Annotated in this window: 3 protein-coding genes; all 3 read right to left on the reverse strand. The window is 68.2% G+C overall.

Annotated features, from left to right (window positions below; translation table 11 throughout):
• Positions 1–265 (reverse strand): alpha/beta fold hydrolase (locus tag DBR22_RS22705; RefSeq protein ID WP_146187636.1); only part of this gene is annotated, 265 nt, incomplete at its 3' end.
• Positions 262–945: a TetR/AcrR family transcriptional regulator gene (locus tag DBR22_RS22710; protein ID WP_108600835.1), complete on the reverse strand. Its 684-nt coding sequence runs from the start codon at positions 943–945 to the stop codon at positions 262–264. The genes DBR22_RS22710 and DBR22_RS22705, both read right to left, overlap by 4 nt.
• A partial coding sequence (locus tag DBR22_RS22715) for a class I adenylate-forming enzyme family protein (RefSeq protein ID WP_146187637.1) occupies positions 942–1,607 on the reverse strand: 666 nt, incomplete at its 5' end. The genes DBR22_RS22710 and DBR22_RS22715, both read right to left, overlap by 4 nt.

Raw genomic sequence — 1,607 nt, forward strand, 5'->3', positions numbered from 1 at the left:
GGTCCTGGGCGTGGGTGGGCATGCCGTAGGGGGCGGGAAGTCCGTTGCTGCGGCCCCGTCCCCGCAGGTCAGGGGCGATGATCCGCACATCAGGCAAGGCCTCAGCCAGGTAATGCCACGCCTTATGGGAGGCCGTCACCCCGTGGACGGCGAGGATGGTGGGCGTATCCGGATCCTCGGGACCCCAGACGGCTGTGTGCAGGGTGCCGCCGCGGACCTCGACCCCGGCAGTGCGGTACGTGGCGTTGCTGGCTTCTCGCGTCATGCGGTTTCCCCTTCATCGGGCCGGGAAGAACCGGGGGTGGAGTTGGGTGCCGGCGCGGCGCCTGGGCCGGGTGCGAGGGCGCGCTCGATGAACTGCATCATTTCCTCGAAGACGTCCTCCGGCACATCGGGGCGCGCTCCGGGGACGGGGTCGGTGCCTTCCTCGTCCCAGAGCACCCAGCGCATGCCGATCAGTTCGCCGACGCCCATCAGCGCCCACGCCGCCACGGTGGGATCCATGTCCCGGACCTCCCCGCTGAGCTGCGCCGCTTTGAGCCCTTCGATGTAGCCGTTGACGATCCGGGTGTAGTGCAGCCGGAGGGCCCCGGGCGAGACGAACTCGGCCTGCCGGATGATCCGGTAGAGCGCCGGGTGCTGGGCCGTGAACCGGAAGAACGCCCGGAAACCTGCCCGTTCGGCCTCGAGCCTGGTTCCGGCGCTGCGGGCGGCATCAGTCATCGCATGCCGGACCCTCCGGTTGAGGTCCTCCACCACCTCGTCAAAGATGGTCTGTTTGCCGTCGAAGTAGAGGTAGAAGGTGCCAAGCCCGACGCCGGCTTCCTCCGTGATCTTCACGATGGAGGCTTCGTGGTAGCCCACGGAGGCGAAAACCGTCTCTGCAGCCTCAAGCAGTTTGGCCCGGGTGCGCGTGCCCCTGGCGGTGCGGGGCACGGCACTCATCTGCGGCCACCTTCCGTGTGCTGCCGCGGCGCCGGTCCCCGTACGCCGGGATGGCTTCCCGCGAGTTCCTGCCGCAGCCTGGCGCGGACCACCTTGTTCAGTGCCGTGCGGGGCAGTGAACCCACCATCGTTAGCCTGGCGGGGACCTTGAACGAGGAGAGCTGGGCGGCGCAGTGCAGCAGCAGTTCCTGCTCGTCCGTTGCCATGCCGGGCCGGACCACCACAAAGGCGTGTCCGCTTTCACCCCAGCGTTCATCCTCCACGCCCACCACGGCTGCCTGCGCCACGGCAGGGTGGGACAGCAAAACTTCCTCTACTTCGGCCGGTGAAACATTTTCGCCACCGGAAATGTAGATGTCCTTGAGCCGGTCCACCACCCGGATGTACCCGTCGGCATCACGTTCCACCAGGTCCCCGGTGCGCAGCCAGCCGCCGGCGAGGACGGCAGCCGTTGCAGCGGGGTCCCGGAAGTACCCCGCGAAAACACCCGGGCCACCTACCAACAGCTCGCCCGTGGCCTCGCCGTCGTACACTTCCCCGGTGACCGGGTCCGCCACCGCAACCGCAACGTGCGGGTAGGGCTTCCCGGAGTAGCCCACCATGCGTTCGGCGTCCTCGTTGGCAAGGCACAGGACGTTGGGAGAGGCCTCCGTCAGCCCATA

This window comes from Arthrobacter sp. HMWF013 (genome assembly GCF_003061105.1).
In the GTDB taxonomy this organism is placed as follows: Bacteria; Actinomycetota; Actinomycetes; order Actinomycetales; family Micrococcaceae; genus Arthrobacter.